We start from the raw sequence: 17,057 nt of genomic DNA, 5'->3' as shown, positions 1-17,057 counted from the left end.
CGGCCCCCCCGCCCCGGCCCGGGGGCGCGGCCGGCGCGGGGCCCCGCCGCTCCAGCACCGCGCCCGGGTCGCGGCCCAGCTCGGCGAGGTCGGCCCGGTGGAACGGCGGCGGTGCGCTGACCACGTAGCGGGCGAACCCGAGCTCGGGCGCCCGCCGGGCCGCGGCCAGGTGCGCGGACACGACGTCGGCGACGTCGACCCGCCGGTGGCAGAACTCCACCAGCTTGAGCGTGGTGTCGTCGTGGACGGCGCGGACCTCGTCGCGGTCGTCGGCCTCGGGGAAGAACCGCGAGGTCCGCAGCACCACCACCGGCAGCCCCGGGTCCAGCGCGGCCAGCTCGCACAGGTCCTCGGCGGCGGTCTTCGTGGCGCCGTAGACGTTGCGCACCCGCGGCACCACGGTCTCGTCGATCCAGGTCGCGGGCCCGCCCGGCGCCGGGGTCAGCGCGCGGCCGAACGCGCTGGTCGAGGACGTGAACACCACGCCCCGCACCCCCGCGGCGGCGGACTCCTCCAGCACCGCGAGGGTGCCCGACACGTTCGTGTCGACGAAGTCCTGCCTGCTGTGCGAGCCGACGTGCGGCTTGTGCAGCGTCGCGGTGTGCAGCACGTGGCTGACCCCGCGCAGCGCCGACCGCAGGGCGTCGCGGTCGGTCAGCGACGCGACGACCGCCGTCCACGGCGAGGGCCGCCGGTCCAGGCCGACGACGGGCACCCCGTCGCCGGCCAGTGTGCGGACCAGCGCCTCACCGAGGTGGCCGGAACTGCCGGTGACGAGGAAGCGCTCCACCCCACCAGTGAACCCGCTCAGGCAAGCAGGTTCCGCAGCTCGGTCACCGCCGTCCGCAGCTCCCGGGCGAAGGCGTGCATCCCCTCGGCCTGGTCGGCCGGGGTGGACAGGTGCACGTGGAAGCGGTCGGGCAGCAGCACGTAGGCCACCCCGATGCAGCGCGAGCTGGTCGAGCCGAACCCGAAGTACCGGATGTTGTCCGACGGCGCGGAGCTGGTCGACAGCCAGTCGTCGCGCATGATCGTCCAGCCGGGGGAGTCGAACACCGCGAGCTGCTCGGTGACGCCCAGCTCCGCCCCGCGACGGCGCCGGATCCAGTCCAGCTCCCACAGGTGCTGCTCGGGCGCGTCGCCCTGCTGGCACTGCTTCGCGCGGGCGCCGTGCGCCGCGGCGGCGGCCCGGAAGGTGTCGACCCTGTCGGCGTCGGAGGCCTGCGGGTCCCCCATGGTGTCGACGAAGGTCACCATCTCCGGTGTGATCACCCGCATCGCCTCGGTGCGGCCGCGCCGGAACTGCCGGGTCGCGATCGACTCGTAGGTGGCCCCGGTGACGCCCTTGGCCCGCCGGTGCGCGACCTGGTAGCAGGCCTGCACGAAGGCGTCCGGGGAGCACTTCAGGGCCTTGGCGTCGCGTGCGCCGAAGTCGTCGAAGGCGACGAGCTCGGTGGCGGTGGCGTCGAGGAACGCGGCGAACTCGTCGTGTGCGCGGGCGACGGTGGCGCGCAGGTCGTCGTCGAGGACGAACCGCAGCTCGCCGTGCGGCGGGGTGCCCTGGGGGCGGGTCCCGATGCGCTCGGCGTGGGTCTCGACCGGGTCGGCGAACATGGCGTCGACCAGGGTGAGGACGGTGGTGCCGTCGAGCTCGCAGTGCTCGATGTTGACCCCGGCGGTGCCGTCGGCGAGCACGACGATCGACAGCGCCTTGTCGAACCAGCGGTCACCGGCGTCCCCGGCCAGCAGGGTCCGCGCGGCGGACTCCTCGTCGGCCGGGTCGGTCTCGTCGAGACAGATCGCGAGCAGCGCCCGCTCCACGAGGTCGACGGCCTCGGCGTTGGCCGGGTCCAGCCCGGTCAGCCGGTCCCGCACCGCGGCCCACTCGGCGCGGGCCAGGGTGGTCAGCGCGCCGACCGCGTCACCGGTGGCGGCCCGCTCGGGGTGGGCGTCCCGGATCTCCCGCAGGGCGCCGGCGATCTCCTCGGCGGTGTGCGCGGCGCCGTCGGCGCCGACCACGTCGAGGCGGTGGATCCGGCCGCGGTGCAGCACCACGACGTGCCGCTCGGTGGACGGGCCCGGCCAGCCGTCGCTGTAGGGGGTGCGGACGGTGTCCTGGGGGTCGCCCGGGATGCGGGTGGTGGAGAAGATGTGGCGGCTCTGGTCCATCGACTGCGGCACGTCGCGGTTGACCAGCGGCGGGAACGTCCCGGCGTCGAGATCGGCCTTGTGCCCGAGGGCGGCGACGGTGAGCTGCGCGGCCCGCTCGCACGGGTCCGTGGTCGATCCCGGCCCGAACAGGAAGAAGAAGTTCGCGTTCAGCGCGATCCGGTCGCGCCGGCCCAGGTAGCGCGACGGCCAGAACGCGTCCAACCAGCTGTGGGCGCCGGCGTCGAAGCGCTCGAGGTCGGCCTGGAGCACCGACGCGGGGCCGCCCTCGGCGAGCAGCTCGCGCGCGGCGGACTCGGTGCGGGCGTACTCGTCGGGGGTGAGCAGCGGGGCGCACCACTCGAGGAAGCGGTCGACCGAGGCGGACAGGGTCGGGAGCGGCACCTTCGGCAGGTCGTCGTCGGCCGCGAACGTGGTGGTCACGGGCATCAGTCCAGCAGCCCGTCGACGCGCACGGCGCGCGACCCCCCGTGTTCGGACAGTGTCCTCCCGAACAGTTGGCGGGTGCGGACCGCGCTGCCGACCACCCCGGGGCGGGTGCTGTAGGAGAAGATCGCCGTGTGCCGGGCGACGTCCCCGCGCACCTCGGTCACCCGGTGCAGCGAGTACCGGCCGCGGAACAGCTGCAGGTCACCGGGACGCAGCACCAGCCGCCGGACGCGGTCACCGCCCCTGCCGTGCAGGACCTCGGCGACGTCGGCGGTGTTCTCCGAGGACGTGCTGCGGATGTCCGGGCAGTACTCGAAGACCCCGCCGGCCTCCGGCGCGCGCGTGAGCAGGCTGATCGCGATCTCGTTGGTGTCGAAGTGCCAGGGGTGCGACCGGCCGTCGCCGACGACGTTCAGGCACAGCCCGGCCAGCGGGTCGGCCAGCTCGTGCAGCTCGGGCACGCCGGTGCAGGCGGCGAGGAAGGCGCGGAAGGCGGGCTGCGGGTACAGGCGGTGGACCACCGCGGCGGCCGGGATCCGGTCGCGGGCGACGAAGGCGTTGCCCCGCTCCATCGGCACCCCCGCCGGGTGGTCGGCGGGCAGCGAGGGGTCGGGGTCGGTGTTGTAGACGTTGACCACGGCGGTCTCGTAGTGCGCCAGCGGGGCGACCGCCTCGCCCTCGGTCCGCAGCCGGTCCCGCCACGACGCCCGGACGAACCCGGGGAGCACCGCGCAGCCGTCGGCGGCGAGCTGGGCGCGGGCCCGGCGGACCGCGTCCTCCCACCCGGACGAGCCCGGTTCGTGCACCGGGTAGCGGGCCAGGTCGACCGGGTCGAGCTCCTGCGGGGCCGCGAGTGCGGTCGGCTGCACGGATCAGCTCCTTCGTCCCCGGGCAGCGCCGGTGCCGCCCACGGTGTCACCGTCATCCAAACCCGTTCGACGTCGCCGGATCAACGGTGAGTGACCGAGCGATCAGTTTCCGTGCGCCATGGGAGGCTGTTCTTGCGGGAGGGAACCCCGGCGGAGGATGGTTCGTTGATCCCGTCGGCGAGCGAGGAGGCTGTCATGGGAGCTATGAGCCCCACCCACTGGTTGATCGTGCTGGTCGTGCTGGTCCTGCTGTTCGGCGCGAAGAAGCTGCCGGAGATGGCGCGGTCGGTCGGTCGGTCCAGCCGCATCCTGAAGAGCGAGATGCGCGGCCTGCGCGACGACGACGAGCGCCCCGGTGAGATCGGACCCGGCGGCGCGCCCCGTGCCGACACCGAGGTCCGTGACCCCGGTACCCGGCAGCCGGGGACGCCGGAGGGCACCGCCCGTCCGGAGCCCGGTCCCGAGGCCCACCGGGCCTGACACCGCAGGACGGACGACGCATGACGGTGCTCGTGACGGGGGCCAGCCGCGGGGTCGGCGCGGCCACCGCCCGGCTGCTGGCCGCCCGCGGCCAGGACGTCCTCATCGGGCACCGGGCCTCACCGGAGGACGCCGCGGCCGTCGTCGCGGAGTGCCGGGCGGCCGGGGTGCACGCCGACGCGGTCGCAGCGGACGTCACCCGCACCGAGGGTGTCGAGCGCCTGTTCGACGCCGCGTCGGCCATGCCCTCGCCGCTGACCGGCGTGGTCGCGAACGCCGGCGGAGCTCCCTCGCGGCAGCGTCTCGAGGACATGAGCGACGCCCGGATCGACGAGGTCGTCGCGCTCAACCTGCGCGCGGCCCTGCTCTGCTCACGCGAAGCGGTGCACCGCATGTCGACCCGCTACGGCGGGGCGGGGGGTGTGCTCGTGCACGTCAGCTCCCGCGCGGCGGTGCTCGGCTCGCCCGACGAGTGGAACGACTACGCGGCCGCGAAGGCCGGGGTCGAGGCGCTCGTCGTCGGGCTCGCGAAGGAGGTCGCCGCGGACGGGATCCGGGTGGCGGCCGTACGACCGGGCCTGCTCGACACCGACTTCCACGCCCGGGCCGGTGAGCCGGGGCGGATCGAGCGGATGGCGCCGTCGATCCCGATGGGCCGCGCCGGCCACCCCGACGAGGTGGCGACGGCGATCGCGTGGCTCCTGTCGGACGAGGCCAGCTACGTCACCGGCGCCGTGCTGGACGTGTCCGGCGGGCGCTGATCCGTCGCGGGACCGGACCGGTGGCGGGTGAGGGAGCCACCGGCACGGGTCGGGGCCCGGCCGGCGGTGGGGAACGGACCGGCTGTGCGGTCGGCGGTCGGTGGCGGCGCTCAGGAGGCGGCGCGGGCCGAGCGCCCGAAACCGATCCGTCCGCGGCGGCGGGCGCGGCGCCCGGCCCCGGAGGTCTCGGCACACAGCAGGCAGCCGTCCCCGGGCGGGGAGGCCAGCGACGCCGGCAGCACCACGTGCCCGCAGAGCGCGGTGCAGTGTCCGGTTCCGGCGGCGAGCGAGTCGGCCAGCACCGCCTGCGCCACGACGTGGCTGCGGCTGTCGCGGGCGCAGGTGACCGTGACGGTCTGCTCCTCGTCCGGCGCGGTCACCACGGCCACGGGGCGCGTACTGGCGGGTATCACCGACACGGCAGCTCCTCCGGGCACGATTCGACGGAGTAGCCATCGTCACCCCGCAGCGGTGCAGATGCAAGTGCATCCGCACGATTGGCCGAACGTGCGGCCGGGTGGTCGCGGAGCGTGGCGAGGGCCACGTCCGTGCCTTCGGCGGGTCCGGCCGGTCCGTTCCGGGACCCGCCGGACGGGCCGGTGATCACGGTGTCTTCCTGGGCGGACACCCGGTCGCACGGTTCCGGATCATGCTGTGGCGCCGGTCACGTCGATCACGGCGTCGAGGTCGGCCGCCGGTCGTCAGCGGCTGCGACCTGCGCCGGACGGCACTAACCTCGCCAGTCATGACCGCTCCCGAACAGGCTCCTCCTCGGGCGTCCACGGCTCCGGACGGGGACGCCGCGACCGGCGCACCCGCCCCGGCGGCCGACGCCGACGGTGACCATTCGTACGAGATCGGTTCCCCGGCCCCGGCCGACGGGGTGGACATGTGGCGGCTGGCGGTGGAGGCGCGGACGCTGGACGCGAACTCCCGCTACGCCTACGTCCTGTGGTGCCGCGACTTCGCACGCACCTCGGTCATCGCCCGGCGCGACGACGGCCGCGCCGTCGGCTACGTGACCGGCTACCTGCGCCCCGAGAACGGCGCCCTGCTCATCTGGCAGGTGTGCGTCGATCCGGTGGCACGCGGTGCGGGGCTCGCCGGCCGGATGCTGGACGCCGTCTGGGACCAGGCGGGCGCCGAGCGGATGGAGACCACCATCACGCCGGACAACGCCTCCTCGATCCGCCTGTTCACGAAGTTCGCGGAGCGCCACGACATGACGATCGAGCGGGAGGACCTCTTCGGTCCGGACCTGCTCGGTGACGAGCACGAGCCGGAGAACCTCTATCTCATCGGCCCGATCGCAGCAGACAAGGGTGGGAACACATGACCGTTTTCGAGGATCTCGAGTCCCAGGTCCGGAGCTACTGCCGTAACTGGCCCGTCGTCTTCGACACGGCGAAGGGCAGCCGTCTGACCGACGTCGACGGCCACTCCTACCTCGACTTCTTCGGTGGTGCGGGCGCCCTGAACTACGGGCACAACCCCGAGGTGCTCAAGAAGCCGCTGATCGAGTACCTGACCCGTGACGGCATCACCCACGGGCTGGACATGTACACCTCGGCCAAGGGCGAGTTCCTCCAGACCTTCGAGGACGTCATCCTCAAGCCGCGCGACCTGCAGTACAAGGTGCAGTTCCCCGGCCCGACCGGCGCCAACGCCGTCGAGTCCGCGCTGAAGCTCGCGCGCAAGATCAGCGGCCGGGAGGCGCTGATCAACTTCACGAACGCCTTCCACGGCATGACGCTGGGCGCGCTGTCGGTGACCGGCAACTCGATGAAGCGCGGTGGCGCCGGCATCCCGCTGGTCCACTCGACGCCGATGCCGTTCGACAACTACTTCGACGGCAAGATGCCCGACTTCCTGTGGTTCGAGAAGGTCCTCGACGACACCGGGTCCAGCCTCAACGAGCCGGCCGCGGTGATCGTCGAGACGGTCCAGGGCGAGGGCGGGCTCAACCCGGCGCGCATCGAGTGGCTGCAGGGTCTGCGGGACCTGTGCACCCGCAAGGGCATCCTCATGATCGTCGACGACGTCCAGATGGGCTGCGGCCGGACCGGCCCGTTCTTCTCCTTCGAGATCGCGGGCATCCAGCCCGACATCGTCACGATCTCGAAGTCCATCTCCGGCTACGGACTCCCGATGGCGCTCGTGCTGATCAAGCCCGAGTACGACCAGTGGGGCCCGGGCGAGCACAACGGCACCTTCCGCGGCAACAACCCCGCGTTCGTCACCGCCACGCACACGCTGCGCAACTGGTGGACCGACGACACGCTGGAGAAGGAGACGCTGCGCAAGGGCGAGAAGGTCGAGGAGGCCTTCAACAAGATCATCGGTGACAACCAGGGCACCGAGATGTTCACCAAGGGCCGTGGGATGGCGCGGGGCATCCAGTTCGAGGGCGAAGGGCTCGCCGAGAAGGTGGCCTCGAAGGCCTTCGAGCACCGCCTGCTGCTGGAGACCGCCGGTCCGAACGACGAGGTCCTCAAGCTGCTGGCGCCCCTCACGACCACCGACGACGAGCTCGACGAGGGTCTTGGGATCATCGCCGAGTCCGTCCGCACCGTCATCGGGAGCTGATACCCACATGATCGTCCGCACCATCGACGAGATCACCGGAACCGAGCGGGACGTCGAGTCCGAGAACGGCCAGTGGCGCAGCAAGCGGATCGTGCTCGCCAACGACAAGGTCGGCTTCTCGGTCCACGAGACCACCCTGCAGGCCGGGACGATCAACGACTTCTGGTACGCGAACCACATCGAGGCCGTCTTCATCACCGAGGGTGAGGGCGAGCTCTACGACAAGGACAACGACGTCACGTACCAGCTCAAGCCGGGCTCGATCTACGTGCTGAGCGGCAACGAGAAGCACCAGCTCCGCCCGAAGACCACCATCAAGTGCGTGTGTGTCTTCAACCCGCCGGTCACCGGCCGGGAGGTGCACGACGAGAACGGCGTGTACCCGCTGATCACGGAGGACTGAACCTCCGTCCCGAGATCGACATCGCGAGGGGTGTTTCCGCTGTGTGACAGCGGGAACGCCCCTCGCGGTCGTTCACACGACGTCCATCCGAAGGGACACCGAACCCACAGCGACTCACAGGAGGGTCCATGACCGCACTGGTCGGCAACGACGAACCGCGTCTCGTGCGTGGAGCCGGGGACCGCTACCCCACGCGCGTCTCGAACACCCCCGCCTTCATCGACCGCGCCGAGCCCACCGTCTGGAGCGACCGGGCGAGCGCGGGCATGTTCGGCGCCCAGGAGCTCGAGGCGCACGAGCGCGACGGCTTCGTGCAGGTGCCGGGCCTGCTGACGGCCGACGAGATCGTGGAGTACCAGGCCGAGCTGGACCGGCTCGCCCACGACCCCGAGGTCCGCGCCGACGAGCGCTGCATCGTCGAGAAGTCCTCCGACGAGGTCCGCTCGATCTTCGAGGTCCACCGGATCTCCGAGGCGATCGGCCGGCTCGTGCGCGACGAGCGGGTGCTGTCGCGGGCCCGTCAGATCCTCGGCTCCGACGTGTACGTCCACCAGAGCCGCATCAACTACAAGCCCGGGCTCGGCGGCGGGGGCTTCTTCTGGCACTCCGACTTCGAGACCTGGCACGCCGAGGACGGCATGCCCGGCCCGCGCGCGGTGAGCTGCTCGATCTCGCTGACCGACAACCACGCGTTCAACGGCTGCCTGATGATCATGCCGGGGTCGCACCGGACCTTCGTGTCCTGCGTCGGCGAGACGCCGGAGGACTACCACCTGACGTCGCTGACGGAGCAGGAGATCGGCACCCCCGACCCGGGGTCCATCGCGAAGCTGGCCCAGCGGCACGGCATCGCGATGATGACCGGCGACGCGGGCGGCGCCACGTTCTTCGACTCCAACTGCATGCACGGGTCGGGGGACAACATCACCCCGTACCCGCGCTCGAACATCTTCCTGGTGTTCAACAGCGTCGAGAACACCTGCGTGGCGCCGTTCTCCGCGCCGCGGCCGCGGCCGTCGCACATCGCCGCCCGGGACCACTCACCGGTCCGCTGAGCGGCTCGCGCTCAGGCGTCCTGGAGGGGTGAGAGCTCCGGACGCTTGGGCCGGTACCCGTCCCACGTGTGCCCGCCGCGCAGCCGCTTGCGCAGGTACGGCATCACGTGATGGGTGACCCACCGCAGGTCCTCGGCCTGGCGCGCGGTCCAGGGGGTCGGTCCGCCCTCGGGCTCCGGCCACGGCCCGCGCCAGTCCGGGGCCTGCTCACCGAGGGTCTCCAGCACCCGCCAGGCGACCCGCTCGTGCGCGTGCGGGACCAGGTGCAGCCGGTCCGGCCCCCAGGCCCGCGGATCGGCGAGGCAGTCCATCGCCCACAGGTCGACGACGCGGCAGTCGTGCCGTTCGGCGGCGGCCCGCATGTCCTCGTTGTAGCAGGCGATCCGGCCGCGCAGCCTGCGGATGAACGGGTGCATCCGGCGCAGATCGAAGCCGGTGAAGATCAGCACCTCGGCGCCGGTCGCGACCAGCCTGCCGAGCGCGGCGTCGAAGCGGGCGGCGAGGTCGTCGACGTCGCAGGACCAGCCGATGATGTCGTTGCCGCCCGCGCAGAAGGTGATCAGGTCGGGGCGCATCCGTTCGGCGACCGGCAGCTGCTCGGCGACGATCTCGTCGAGGACCTTCCCGCGCACGGCGAGGTTGGCGTAGCCGAAGCCCGGGCGGCGGTGGGCGAGGGTCTCGGCGACGCGGTCGGCCCAGCCGCGGGCCCGGCCGTCGGGGGTGAGGTCGTCGAGCCCCTCGGTGAAACTGTCGCCGATCGCGACGTAGCTCCGGTGCTGTGCGTGCGTCTGCTGGTGCATCGGCACGGCCCCCTCTCGTCCCCGGTCCTCCGCGTGCCTTGTCTGTTGTTCACCGCAACGATGTCCGGTGTTACGCCGATGATCACCCTGTTCGGCGCTGTCCGCCAATCCGATCCCGTCGACCCGGCGCGCGGGATAGGGCACCCTTAGCGGGGTGACGTCCGATCGCGCTCCGCACACCGCATCCCGGGAGGACCCGAGGCTCGCCGAACTGCTCGGTGGCCGGGCCGGTGCCGTGGACGCCTCGATCCCGGTGGTCGCGTTCGTGCTCGCCTGGGTGGTGGCGGGGGCGGCGGGGTCGGCGTTCCCGATCAACTGGGGGGCCGGCGCGGCGATCGTCGCGGGGGCCGCGGTGGCGGGGTGGCGGCTGTACCGCGGCCGGCGGCCGCGGGCGGTGCTGTTCGGGCTGGCCGGGGTCGTCGTCGCGGCCGGGATCGCGCTGGTGACCGGGCGGGCGTCGGACTTCTTCCTGGTCCAGATCGTGTCCAACGTCGGCAGCGCGCTGGCCTGGGCGATCTCGATCGTCGTGCGGTGGCCGCTGCTGGGGGTCGTCGTCGGCGGGCTGCTGGGACAGCGCACGAGGTGGCGGCGCGACCCGGACCTGCTCCGCGGGTACCAGCGGGCGTCCTGGGCGTGGGTGGCGCAGTACGTCCTGCGGCTGTCGGTGTTCCTCCCGTTGTGGGCGGCCGACCAGGTCGTGCTCCTGGGTGTCGCGCGGACCGTGCTGAGCCCGGTGCTGGTGGGGCTGAGCGTGCTCGTGTCGTGGCCGTTGCTGCGTACGGCGCTGCCGGCCGATCACCCGGGCATTCGTCACCCCCGGTGACAGGCTCTGACACCTCGTAGCGCTAGAATCGTGATCTTCCCGTGACCTTCGCTCGGTCGTGTGAAGGTCACCACTTCGGGTGATCGTCCGGCGCAATCGTGGCCGCCCGGACGTTCCCCCGGGGCGAGCCGCCGCACCGACGATCACTGCAAGGAGCCATGCCACACCAGCGCCCCCCGGAGCCCGGCTTCGGCGACGCCCCCCGTGGCGTCCCCGGCCCGGCCCGTCCCCCCGCCCAGCCGTCCGCTCCCCGACCCGGCACCGGTCGCCCGGTGGCCGCCCCCGACGCCCCGCGGCTGCCCCGTCAGCGCACCGCGCATCCGCCCCGCACGCACGGCGGCCGGGTCCCGCAGCAGCCGTCGGGCACCGTCCGCGGCCGGACCACGCAGACCCCGCCCGGTGGCCGTCCGGTGAGCCCGGTCGTGCCCGGTCCGGGCGTGCCGGACGGGACCCCGCCCGGCGGGCGTCCGCGCACCCGGGTGCTGCCGCCCGCGTCGGACACGACCCGCGCGGCCGGACCCGGCGGTCCGGTGGGCCCGGTCGGCGGCGGACCGAACGGACCCGGTGGGTCCGGGGGCTCTGGCGGGTCCGGTGACGGCTCCGGCGACGCCTCGTCGGACACCACGAAGGCGAGCGGCCTCAAGGCCGACCTCAGCCCGACGAAGATCGCAGCCGGCGCCGGCGCGGCGATCGTCACGGCGGTGCTCGGCTCGTTCCTCGGCGCGGTCGGCACGGTGATCGGCGCGGCGCTCGGCTCGATCATCTCGACGCTGGCCACCACGCTGTTCACCCGCTCGCTCGAGGTCAGCAAGGACAAGGCACTCGAGCTGAAGGACAAGGCGACCCGGCGCGGCAAGGGCGTCGCCGAGGGCACCGCGGTCGCCGCGCAGAACGGTTCCGGCCACGGTCTCGCCGGGCCCACCGGCGAGGAGACGGTGCTGCTGGACCCGTGGCAGGCACCCGGTGGCACCACCCGTGCCGCCGGAGCGGGCCACAGCCGGTTCCGCCGGGTCCGGGTCACCCGCAAGACGGTCATCGTGTCCGCGGTGCTCGGCGTCGTCACCTTCGCGGTGTCGATGTTCCTGATCTCGGGCATCGAGTTCGTGAAGGGCTCGTCGCTGTCCGGCTCGTCCGGGACCTCGGTGAGCAACGTCGTCCGCGGCGGTGCTCCCCCCACCCAGCAGGAGAACGACCGGGGCGACGGCTCCGGGGGCGACTCGTCGACGTCGTCGTCGAGCTCGACCTCCACCGAGGAGTCGGGCACCAGCACGTCGGAGTCGTCGACCGGCACCCGTGACCGGGACTCCGGTCAGGACGGCTCGGGCTCGTCGAACCCGCTGCAGGACGGGCTGAACCGGGTCCTGCCGACCCAGCAGCCGGGCTCCGGCCAGTCGGGTCAGGACTCGGGCGGGCAGAGCTCCGGCGGCCAGGGCTCGGGCAACCAGGGTTCCGGCACGCAGAACTGACCCGCCTGCCCGGCGCAGGCGGGCTCAGCGCAGGCGGGCCCGCAGCGCCGCCGCGGCCGCGCGCGGGTCCTCGGCCTCGGTGATCGCCCGGACGACGACGATCCGGTCCGCACCGGCGTCGAGGACCTCGTCCAGGCGGTCGCCGTCGATGCCCCCGATCGCGAACCACGGTCGCGCCGGGGTCCGTCCGGCGACCGTGCGCACCAGGTCCAGGCCGGGGGCCGGGCGTCCCGGCTTGGTCGGGGTCGGCCAGCACGGGCCGACGCAGAAGTAGTCCACGCCGTCCTCGTCGGCGGCGGTCAGGGTCTCGGCGGGGCTGTGCGAGGACCGGCCGATGAGCACGTCGTCGCCGACGACCCGGCGCGCCCACGCCACCGGCAGGTCGTCCTGGCCGAGGTGCAGCACGTCGGCACCCGCGGCGAGCGCGACGTCGGCGCGGTCGTTCACCGCGAGCAGCGCGCCGTGCCGGCGGCAGGCGTCGGCGAGCACCTCCAGTGCGGCGAGCTCCGCGCTCGCCTCCAGCGGCCCGCCGGGCCCGCCCTTGTCCCGCAGCTGGACGATGTCGACCCCGCCGGCGAGCGCGGCGTCGGCGAACTCCGCCAGGTCACCGCGCGCGGTGCGGGCGTCGGTGCACAGGTAGAGACGGGCGTCGGTGAGGCCGTCGAGCCGGGCGCGACGGGTGTCGCCGGTGCCGGGACGGGTATCGGTGTCGGACACGGCTCGCAGGCTACGGCGTAGCCTGGGCCCCGGACGACGACGAACCACGGGAGCCCGGGCAGCGGGCTGAGAGGGGATCCGCGACGCGGTCCCGACCGTCGAACCTGATCCGGGTCATGCCGGCGCAGGGAGTGAGGTGGATCCGATGAGCGCGAGTGCCGGACGGCTGGTCGTCGCGGGTGCGGGGGCCGTCGGCCTGTCCGTCGCCCGCACGGCGGCCCGCGACGGCTGGTCGGTGACGGTGTTCGACCCGGCCCCCGGTCGCGGCGCGTCCTGGGTGGCGGGCGGGATGCTCGCCCCGGTCACCGAGGCCTGGCCCGGCGAGGAGGACCTCCTCGCCCTCGGGCTGGACTCGGTCGCGCGCTGGCCGGAGTTCGCCGCGGCCCTGTCCGCCGACGCCGGCACCGACGCCGGGCTGCACCCGGAGGGCACCGTCGTCGCCGCGACCGGGTCGGGGGACCGCGCCGAGCTGACCGCGCTCGCGGACTACCTGGAGTCCCTCGGCCGCGACGTGCACCGGCTGACCGGTCGCGAGCTGCGCCGGCTCGAACCCGCGCTGGGCCCGGAGGTCCGTGGCGGCCTCTCGGTGCCCGACGACCCGTCGGTGGACAACCGGCGGCTGCTCGCCGCACTGGCGACCGCGGCCGGGCGGGCGGGGGTCGTCGTCTCCGACCGCGGGGTCGCGCGCGTCCTCGACGACGGCGCCCGTGTCACCGGCGTGCGGCTCGCGGACGGGACCGAGGTCGCGGCGGACGCGGTCGTCGTCGCGGCGGGGGCGCACTCGTCGTCGCTGCACCCGGTGCTCGACGGGCTGGTCCGCCCGGTGAAGGGCGAGATCCTGCGGCTGACCCGCCGCGCCGGTGCCCTGCCGCCGCCGTCGCGGACGGTGCGGGCGCTGGTCGACGGGCGCCCGGTCTACGCCGTGCCGCGGACGCTGCCCGGGTACGGCGACCTCGTGATCGGCGCGACGACGGCGGAGAACGGCTTCGACACCGACGTCACCGTCGGTGGGGTGCGCGACCTGCTGCGCGACGCGGAGCGGATCCTGCCCGGCATCGCCGAGTACGCCCTGACCGAGACCGCGGCCGGGCTGCGGCCGGGCAGCCGGGACAACCTGCCGCTGATCGGGCGCACCGGGCCCGACGGGCTGGTCGCGGCCACCGGGCACGGCCGCAACGGGATGCTGCTGGTACCGGTGACCGCGGCGGCCGTCGCGGCGGTGCTGCGCGGCGACGACGTACCGGAACCGGTCCGCGCGGCGGATCCGCGACGGTTCGCCCCGGCCGCCGCCGGGGCACGCGAGGAGGGGAACCACTGATGCGGATCGTGCTGAACGGCGAGCACCGCGACGTCGACGACGGCGCCGACCTCGCCCGGATCCTGGCCGAGGCCGGGCTGCCGGAGCGGGGGATCGCCGTCGCCGTGGACGGGGAGGTCGTGCCGCGCACCTCGTGGGCCGGGCACCGCCCCGCCGACGGCGCGCGGGTCGAGGTCCTGACCGCGGTACAGGGAGGATGAGCATGGCTGTGCAGACCGACAAGCTCACGTTCGGCGACCACCTGTTCGACTCGCGGCTGGTGATGGGCACCGGTGGTGCCGCGAACCTGGAGATCCTGGAGCGGGCGCTGGTCGCGTCCGGCACCGAGCTGACGACGGTGGCGCTGCGCCGTGTCGACGTCGCGGGCGGGACCGGGTTGCTGGACCTGCTGCGCCGCCTCGGGATCGCCGTGCTGCCCAACACCGCGGGCTGCCGGACCGCCGCCGAGGCGGTGCTCACGGCGCGGATGGCGCGCGAGGCGATGGAGACCGACCTGGTGAAGCTGGAGGTCGTCGCCGACGAGACGACGCTGCTGCCCGACCCGGTCGAGCTCCTCGACGCCGCCGAGCAGCTCGTCGACGACGGCTTCACCGTGCTGCCCTACACCAACGACGACCCGATCCTCGCCCGTCGCCTGGAGCAGGTCGGGTGCGCCGCCGTCATGCCGCTCGGCTCGCCGATCGGTACCGGGCTGGGCATCCGCAACCCGCACAACATCGAGATGATCGTGGCCGCCGCGGGCGTGCCGGTCGTGCTCGACGCCGGGATCGGCACCGCCTCGGAGGCGGCGCTGGCGATGGAGCTGGGCTGCGACGCGGTCCTGCTCGCCACCGCCGTGACTCGTGCCGCCGACCCGGAGCGGATGGCCCGCGCGATGCGCCGCGGGGTGGAGGCGGGCTGGGACGCCCGGCACGCCGGTCGGATCCCGCGCCGCTACCGGGCACAGGCGAGCTCGCCCGGCCGCGAGGACTGAGGACCGACGTCCCGGTGCGTTCCGCGGAACGCACCGGACCGTCTCGGGAGGGCTCAGGCGGGGGCGACGCCGTCGGCGTGCCGCCGGGCCAGGGCGCGGTAGAAGTCCGGGTTGGTCCGCACCCACCAGCGGGCCTGCTCGGTCAGCTCGCCGCGCTCCTTCGCCGCGGAGCCGAGCATCAGCCGGTCGGCAGCCAGCTCGGAGTTCGGCGCGACCGTCGACCCGGCGGCGACCATCGCGCCCTCGCCGATCCGGGCACCGTCCTGCACGGTGCTGCCGTTCCCGACGACCGCGCGCGCCCCGATCACGGCGCCGTGCACCACGCACAGGTGCCCGATCGTGGCCCCCTCGCCGATCTCGGTGACCGGGTCGTCGCCGCCGTGCAGCACCGACCCGTCCTGCACGTTGGCGCCGGCACGTACGACGATCGGCCCCAGGTCGGCGCGGAGCACGGCGTTGTACCAGATCGAGGCGCCCTCCTCGACGCGTACGTCCCCGACGAGCGTCGCGGTCGGAGCGACGAAGGCGTCCGGGTGCACGGTGGGGGAGAGGCCCTCCAGGGCGAACAGCGGCATGGCCGACAGCTTCGCACCCGCCGCGCTGCCCGTCGGCGACGAGACCGCGTCGTCGCCCGCTCGCCCCCGTGTCGCCCGGTCGTCGCCCGGTCGTCGCCCGGTCGTCGCCCGGTCGTCGCTCAGTCGTGCGGGTGTGCGTGCAGACCCAGGTCGGACAGCTCCAGCGCGGCCAGCGCCGCGACGACGGCGGGGTCCCCGGACCGCCACGCCGCCGCCGGGTCGGGCGCGACCCGGACCAGCCGCGACACCGGCACCCGGGACAGCGCCCGCACGGCCAGCAGATCCGGCGCGGCGGTCCGCGCCGCGACGGCGGCACCGGCCCGCCGGGCGTAGCGCAGCCGCAGCGGCAGCCAGCCGAGCAACACCGGCAGCAGCATCACCAGCGGGACGACGACCAGCGCCCCCGTCGCGAGGGTGCCGACGGCGTCGCCGAACTCCCGCCCCGCCGCGACGAGCTCGGTGCCCGCCCCCGCGGCCGGATCCAGCGCGCGGGCCAGGTCGGACCCGACGAACGGGATCGCCCCGACCGCCCCGGCGACCCCGGTGAAGGCGTCGGAGACCCGCCCGCCCGCGACGACCAGCGAGTCGCCGGGCCCACGCAGCGCGGACAGCCCGTCGTGCACGGCCACGCCGGCGGTGACGGCGAGGACCGTCCACAGCAGCGCGACGACGTCGGCGACGACCTGGCGGGCGATCCGGTCGGGGCGTTCGGCGTACCAGCGCATCGGTCCTGTCTACCGGGACCGGAAACCGGTCGTCCCCGCGGCCCGCCCGTGCTCTGCTGGGCGGGTGGACCGCTCGCTCTCCCTCAACCGCGCCTCCTGGGACGACCGCGCCCCACTGCACGCGCAGAGCCCCGACTACGGCGTGGACGCGCTCGTCGCCGATCCCGCGCGGCTGTCCGGAGTGGTCCGCTTCGACGCCGAGCGGCTCGGCCCGGTCGCCGGCCTGCGCGTCGTACACCTGCAGTGCCACATCGGCACCGACACGCTGTCGCTGCACCGGCTCGGCGCCCGGGTCACCGGGCTGGACTTCTCGCCGGCCTCACTGGAGCAGGCCCGTGCCCTCGCGGCCCGCGCCGGAGCCGACATCGACTACGTCGAGTCCGACGTCCTGCGCGCCGACGAGGTCCTGCCGCACCACGGCTTCGACGTGGTCTACACCGGCATCGGCGCACTCTGCTGGCTGCCGAGCGTCACCCGGTGGGCGGCGGTCGTCGCCCGGCTGCTCGCCCCCGGCGGCGGGCTGTTCGTCCGGGACATGCACCCCTTCCTCGCGACCCTCGACGAGCACACCCTCGCCGTCCGCCACCCCTGGTTCGAGACGACCGAACCGCTGGAGTTCGACGACGACAGCAGCTACGTCGCCACCGCACGCCCCCTGACCGCGACCGTGACCCACGAGTGGAACCACGGCCTCGGTGAGATCGTCACCGCGCTCCTCGACCAGGGACTGACGCTGACCGGTCTCACCGAGCACCGGACCGTCCCCTGGGAGGCCCTGCCCGGCCGGATGGCCGAGGACGACGACGGCGAGTGGCACGTGACCGACGGCCTCCCCGATGTGCCACTGAGCGTCACCGTCCAGGCGACGCGCTGACCGGGCCGGTCACGGATGCGCCGACCCGGTCCGG

General features: G+C 74.1%; 20 protein-coding genes and 1 riboswitch. Of the genes, 12 read left to right on the top strand and 8 right to left on the bottom strand.

Features of this window, described 5'->3' with window-relative positions:
• From ND486_RS04660 to ND486_RS04650, 3 genes are all read right to left on the bottom strand, one after another.
• A partial coding sequence (locus ND486_RS04660; protein ID WP_251782962.1) for an NAD(P)-dependent oxidoreductase occupies nt 1–790 on the bottom strand: 790 nt, incomplete at its 3' end.
• A 17-nt stretch (nt 791–807) separates the two neighbouring features.
• Nucleotides 808–2,592: a choline/carnitine O-acyltransferase gene (locus ND486_RS04655; RefSeq protein ID WP_374231373.1), complete on the bottom strand. Its 1,785-nt coding sequence runs from the start codon at nt 2,590–2,592 to the stop codon at nt 808–810.
• A 5-nt stretch (nt 2,593–2,597) separates the two neighbouring features.
• Complete coding sequence (locus ND486_RS04650) at nt 2,598–3,467, bottom strand: arpA protein (RefSeq protein ID WP_208822911.1); 870 nt, start codon at nt 3,465–3,467, stop codon at nt 2,598–2,600.
• A gap of 204 nt (nt 3,468–3,671) precedes the next feature.
• On the opposite strand from ND486_RS04650, the gene tatA reads away from it, so the two are divergent.
• Together tatA and ND486_RS04640 are read left to right on the top strand one after the other, a co-directional pair.
• Entirely contained in the window at nt 3,672–3,947 is a 276-nt protein-coding gene (gene tatA / locus ND486_RS04645) for a Sec-independent protein translocase subunit TatA (RefSeq protein ID WP_251782960.1), read from the top strand.
• A gap of 20 nt (nt 3,948–3,967) precedes the next feature.
• The gene (locus ND486_RS04640; RefSeq protein WP_251782959.1) at nt 3,968–4,708 is read left to right on the top strand and encodes an SDR family oxidoreductase; all 741 of its coding nucleotides are present in this window, start codon (nt 3,968–3,970) and stop codon (nt 4,706–4,708) included.
• Nucleotides 4,709–4,818: 110 nt separating this feature from the next.
• Here ND486_RS04640 and ND486_RS04635 read toward each other — a convergent pair whose 3' ends face one another.
• Nucleotides 4,819–5,127, bottom strand: coding sequence for a hypothetical protein (locus tag ND486_RS04635; protein ID WP_251782958.1), 309 nt, complete (start codon nt 5,125–5,127; stop codon nt 4,819–4,821).
• Between the two features lie 326 nt (nt 5,128–5,453).
• On the opposite strand from ND486_RS04635, the gene ectA reads away from it, so the two are divergent.
• From ectA to thpD, 4 genes are all read left to right on the top strand, one after another.
• Nucleotides 5,454–6,044 carry a diaminobutyrate acetyltransferase gene (gene ectA / locus ND486_RS04630; RefSeq protein ID WP_083474376.1) on the top strand — a complete coding sequence of 197 codons (591 nt, stop codon included), beginning with the start codon at nt 5,454–5,456 and terminating at the stop codon, nt 6,042–6,044.
• Nucleotides 6,041–7,294 carry a diaminobutyrate--2-oxoglutarate transaminase gene (gene ectB / locus ND486_RS04625; RefSeq protein WP_178372922.1) on the top strand — a complete coding sequence of 418 codons (1,254 nt, stop codon included), beginning with the start codon at nt 6,041–6,043 and terminating at the stop codon, nt 7,292–7,294. Before ectA ends, ectB begins: the two co-directional genes overlap by 4 nt.
• A gap of 7 nt (nt 7,295–7,301) precedes the next feature.
• Nucleotides 7,302–7,697, top strand: coding sequence for an ectoine synthase (locus ND486_RS04620; protein WP_178372921.1), 396 nt, complete (start codon nt 7,302–7,304; stop codon nt 7,695–7,697).
• A gap of 128 nt (nt 7,698–7,825) precedes the next feature.
• Entirely contained in the window at nt 7,826–8,752 is a 927-nt protein-coding gene (gene thpD, locus ND486_RS04615; RefSeq protein WP_251782957.1) for an ectoine hydroxylase, read from the top strand.
• A gap of 11 nt (nt 8,753–8,763) precedes the next feature.
• Here thpD and ND486_RS04610 read toward each other — a convergent pair whose 3' ends face one another.
• Nucleotides 8,764–9,552 (bottom strand): SGNH/GDSL hydrolase family protein, encoded by a 789-nt coding sequence (locus ND486_RS04610; protein ID WP_251782956.1) that lies wholly within the window; start codon nt 9,550–9,552, stop codon nt 8,764–8,766.
• A gap of 154 nt (nt 9,553–9,706) precedes the next feature.
• Here ND486_RS04610 and ND486_RS04605 point away from each other — a divergent pair, with 154 nt between their 5' ends.
• Both ND486_RS04605 and ND486_RS04600 read left to right on the top strand, forming a co-directional pair.
• The gene (locus ND486_RS04605; protein WP_251782955.1) at nt 9,707–10,375 is read left to right on the top strand and encodes a DUF3159 domain-containing protein; all 669 of its coding nucleotides are present in this window, start codon (nt 9,707–9,709) and stop codon (nt 10,373–10,375) included.
• Nucleotides 10,376–10,533: 158 nt separating this feature from the next.
• Nucleotides 10,534–11,841: a hypothetical protein gene (locus ND486_RS04600; protein ID WP_251782954.1), complete on the top strand. Its 1,308-nt coding sequence runs from the start codon at nt 10,534–10,536 to the stop codon at nt 11,839–11,841.
• 24 nt (nt 11,842–11,865) lie between these two features.
• On the opposite strand, the gene thiE is transcribed toward ND486_RS04600, so the two are convergent.
• A complete protein-coding gene (gene thiE / locus ND486_RS04595; RefSeq protein ID WP_373324182.1) occupies nt 11,866–12,567 on the bottom strand; it encodes a thiamine phosphate synthase in 702 nt (233 codons plus the stop codon).
• 30 nt (nt 12,568–12,597) lie between these two features.
• Nucleotides 12,598–12,706: riboswitch (TPP riboswitch) on the top strand.
• Here thiE and thiO point away from each other — a divergent pair.
• The 3 genes from thiO (at nt 12,704) to ND486_RS04580 (ending at nt 14,849) form a co-directional block, all read left to right on the top strand.
• Nucleotides 12,704–13,876: a glycine oxidase ThiO gene (thiO, locus tag ND486_RS04590; RefSeq protein ID WP_251782952.1), complete on the top strand. Its 1,173-nt coding sequence runs from the start codon at nt 12,704–12,706 to the stop codon at nt 13,874–13,876. It overlaps the preceding riboswitch by 3 nt.
• Nucleotides 13,876–14,076, top strand: coding sequence for a sulfur carrier protein ThiS (thiS, locus tag ND486_RS04585; RefSeq protein WP_062398305.1), 201 nt, complete (start codon nt 13,876–13,878; stop codon nt 14,074–14,076). The genes thiO and thiS overlap by 1 nt, the downstream gene beginning before the upstream one ends.
• A gap of 2 nt (nt 14,077–14,078) precedes the next feature.
• Complete coding sequence (locus ND486_RS04580) at nt 14,079–14,849, top strand: thiazole synthase (RefSeq protein ID WP_251782951.1); 771 nt, start codon at nt 14,079–14,081, stop codon at nt 14,847–14,849.
• Nucleotides 14,850–14,902: 53 nt separating this feature from the next.
• Here the strand turns inward: ND486_RS04580 and ND486_RS04575 are convergent, their stop codons facing one another.
• Nucleotides 14,903–15,424 carry a gamma carbonic anhydrase family protein gene (locus ND486_RS04575; protein WP_062398301.1) on the bottom strand — a complete coding sequence of 174 codons (522 nt, stop codon included), beginning with the start codon at nt 15,422–15,424 and terminating at the stop codon, nt 14,903–14,905.
• A gap of 119 nt (nt 15,425–15,543) precedes the next feature.
• The gene (locus tag ND486_RS04570; protein ID WP_251782950.1) at nt 15,544–16,149 is read right to left on the bottom strand and encodes a hypothetical protein; all 606 of its coding nucleotides are present in this window, start codon (nt 16,147–16,149) and stop codon (nt 15,544–15,546) included.
• Nucleotides 16,150–16,213: 64 nt separating this feature from the next.
• Here ND486_RS04570 and ND486_RS04565 point away from each other — a divergent pair, with 64 nt between their 5' ends.
• Nucleotides 16,214–17,023 carry a class I SAM-dependent methyltransferase gene (locus ND486_RS04565; RefSeq protein ID WP_251782949.1) on the top strand — a complete coding sequence of 270 codons (810 nt, stop codon included), beginning with the start codon at nt 16,214–16,216 and terminating at the stop codon, nt 17,021–17,023.
• Nucleotides 17,024–17,057: the final 34 nt, after the last annotated feature.

The sequence above is a fragment of the Pseudonocardia sp. DR1-2 genome, from assembly GCF_023717215.1.
Classification (GTDB): Bacteria; Actinomycetota; Actinomycetes; order Mycobacteriales; family Pseudonocardiaceae; genus Pseudonocardia; species Pseudonocardia alni.
Note: the sequence above shows the minus strand (reverse complement) of the source record. Positions and strands in the feature narration are given on the sequence as shown.

Bases quoted from the DNA above. Each gene is read 5' to 3' on its own strand.
- ND486_RS04610 (WP_251782956.1), bottom strand. From the start codon at position 9,552: ATGCACCAGCAGACGCACGCACAGCACCGGAGCTACGTCGCGATCGGC.
- ectA (WP_083474376.1), top strand. From the start codon at position 5,454: ATGACCGCTCCCGAACAGGCTCCTCCTCGGGCGTCCACGGCTCCGGAC.
- thiS (WP_062398305.1), top strand. From the start codon at position 13,876: ATGCGGATCGTGCTGAACGGCGAGCACCGCGACGTCGACGACGGCGCC.
- ND486_RS04575 (WP_062398301.1), bottom strand. From the start codon at position 15,424: ATGCCGCTGTTCGCCCTGGAGGGCCTCTCCCCCACCGTGCACCCGGAC.
- ND486_RS04600 (WP_251782954.1), top strand. From the start codon at position 10,534: ATGCCACACCAGCGCCCCCCGGAGCCCGGCTTCGGCGACGCCCCCCGT.
- thpD (WP_251782957.1), top strand. From the start codon at position 7,826: ATGACCGCACTGGTCGGCAACGACGAACCGCGTCTCGTGCGTGGAGCC.
- ectB (WP_178372922.1), top strand. From the start codon at position 6,041: ATGACCGTTTTCGAGGATCTCGAGTCCCAGGTCCGGAGCTACTGCCGT.
- ND486_RS04580 (WP_251782951.1), top strand. From the start codon at position 14,079: ATGGCTGTGCAGACCGACAAGCTCACGTTCGGCGACCACCTGTTCGAC.
- thiO (WP_251782952.1), top strand. From the start codon at position 12,704: ATGAGCGCGAGTGCCGGACGGCTGGTCGTCGCGGGTGCGGGGGCCGTC.
- ND486_RS04570 (WP_251782950.1), bottom strand. From the start codon at position 16,149: ATGCGCTGGTACGCCGAACGCCCCGACCGGATCGCCCGCCAGGTCGTC.
- tatA (WP_251782960.1), top strand. From the start codon at position 3,672: ATGAGCCCCACCCACTGGTTGATCGTGCTGGTCGTGCTGGTCCTGCTG.
- ND486_RS04620 (WP_178372921.1), top strand. From the start codon at position 7,302: ATGATCGTCCGCACCATCGACGAGATCACCGGAACCGAGCGGGACGTC.
- ND486_RS04640 (WP_251782959.1), top strand. From the start codon at position 3,968: ATGACGGTGCTCGTGACGGGGGCCAGCCGCGGGGTCGGCGCGGCCACC.